Source organism: Albidovulum sp. (genome assembly GCF_049646345.1).
Lineage (GTDB): Bacteria > Pseudomonadota > Alphaproteobacteria > Rhodobacterales > Rhodobacteraceae > Albidovulum.
In genome coordinates, this window is sequence record NZ_JBARVQ010000125.1 from 1 (window position 1) to 1,562 (window position 1,562).

4 protein-coding genes are annotated in these 1,562 nt (G+C 63.5%); 1 reads left to right on the top strand and 3 read right to left on the bottom strand.

Features of this window, described 5'->3' with window-relative positions:
• A partial coding sequence (locus WBB85_RS03135; protein WP_432637164.1) for an iron dependent repressor, metal binding and dimerization domain protein occupies window positions 1-196 on the top strand: 196 nt, incomplete at its 5' end.
• A 6-nt stretch (window positions 197-202) separates the two neighbouring features.
• Here WBB85_RS03135 and WBB85_RS03140 read toward each other — a convergent pair.
• From WBB85_RS03140 to lspA, 3 genes are all read right to left on the bottom strand, one after another.
• The gene (locus tag WBB85_RS03140; protein ID WP_432637165.1) at window positions 203-862 is read right to left on the bottom strand and encodes a DsbA family protein; all 660 of its coding nucleotides are present in this window, start codon (window positions 860-862) and stop codon (window positions 203-205) included.
• A complete protein-coding gene (locus WBB85_RS03145) occupies window positions 859-1,272 on the bottom strand; it encodes a disulfide bond formation protein B (protein WP_432637168.1) in 414 nt (137 codons plus the stop codon). The genes WBB85_RS03140 and WBB85_RS03145 overlap by 4 nt, the downstream gene beginning before the upstream one ends.
• A gap of 10 nt (window positions 1,273-1,282) precedes the next feature.
• On the bottom strand, window positions 1,283-1,562 hold a 280-nt coding region (gene lspA, locus WBB85_RS03150), incomplete at its 5' end, for a signal peptidase II (protein ID WP_432637167.1).

The window sequence follows — 1,562 nt, forward strand, 5'->3', positions numbered from 1 at the left end:
GTATCGCTCGGTGTTTTTGACGGACACAGGCCGTGCGCTCGCGAAGGAATGTCGGCGGCGGCACGAGATCGTGCTACGCTTTCTCATCAGTCTGGGCCTTGATCCCGAGACAGCGGAACGCGATGCCGAAGGCATCGAGCACCATGTCAGCGAACGGACACTGGCTCTGTTTTCGGCTTTCGCCAACCGGTCCTGACGGTCGTCAGCTATTCTCGACCGCGAACCGCACATCGGCGGTCAGGCTGTCGGCGTTGAAATTCTCCAGCCGCTTGCCATTGAGGAAGAAGGTTGGCGTCTGGCGGATAGCCAAGGCTTCCACGTCGGCCGCATCCTGATTCAGAATGCCCGTGATCCCCGGGAAGAACTGGTCCGTCTCGGCCTTTTTAAGATCGAGGCCCGCAGCCCCGGCAATCTCCCAGGCAACATCCATCTCGGGCGAGCCATGAACGGCCCAGCCAGGCTGCTGCTCCAGAAGCGCGTCCAGCACCGGCTCGAACTTGTCCTGCATCCGCGCGGCCTCGAGGATGCGCACGGCCTCGTCCGAGCCTTCGTGGAAGACGGTGTAGCGGAGCACGACGCGGACCTGGGTCGGAAACTGTCGGCGGATTTCTTGCACCACAGGGTGGTAAGCGCGACAGGCTTCGCAGGAGGGGTCAAAGAATTCAACCAGTGTGACCGGCGCATCGGCGGGGCCAAAGCTTGGGGAATAGTCACGGACCAAGAGTGCCTGATCCTCGGTTGGCGTGGCGGCGGCCGCAACTTCTGCCTCGGCGGCGCGGCGCTGGTTCAGCACGTAGGCGCCACCTGCAAAGGCAGCGAGCCCGAGTGCGGAGGCTCCGATCAGAAGGGTGCGGCGGTTCATGGACGGTGTCCTTTCGGGAAGAGGAGACAGGCGAGGATCGCCGCAAAGGCGACTACGGAAAGATAGGGGATCGGCAGGCCAAGGATCATCTGCGCCTCACCGGTGCAGGAGGGGCCATTTTCCGTGCAGGGCACGATCGGCGCGGGCAGGATCCCTACGTAAAGGCCCGAATGCCAGGCCGCAAGCGCCAGCCCGGACAGGACCAGCGGCAAGGCGTAGGCGCGCGCCATGCCATCGCCGCGCCACAGCGACAGGCCAAGGATCGGCACCAGCGGGAACATGGCGATGCGCTGATACCAGCAGAGCGTGCAGGGCATCTGACCCAGCACCTCTCCGATGAAGAGCGCACCAAGCGTGGCCGCCAGAGCGATCAGGAAGGCCGCAGTCAAGGTAAGGTCGTCGCGCGACATGGATTGCGGATCAGCTTTGGTCAAGAACCGGCTCCTTGCGGCGGCGAAAGGGGAGAGAGGCAGCAAGGATCAGTACCGCGCCCAGAGTGATCGCAATATCGGCGACGTTGAACGTAGGCCAGTGCCAATCGCGCCAGTAAAGATCAAGGAAATCAGTTACGGCACCCTGCCGCAGCCGGTCGATGATGTTGCCAAGCGCCCCGCCCACCACCAATGCAAAGCCTGCCCGCTCCAAAGCGTGTTGCGCCCGGAATGCCATGACGGCGAAGGCGATGGTCAGTGCGCCCGTC

Bases quoted from the DNA above. Each gene is read 5' to 3' on its own strand.
- WBB85_RS03140 (WP_432637165.1), bottom strand. From the start codon at position 862: ATGAACCGCCGCACCCTTCTGATCGGAGCCTCCGCACTCGGGCTCGCT.
- WBB85_RS03145 (WP_432637168.1), bottom strand. From the start codon at position 1,272: ATGTCGCGCGACGACCTTACCTTGACTGCGGCCTTCCTGATCGCTCTG.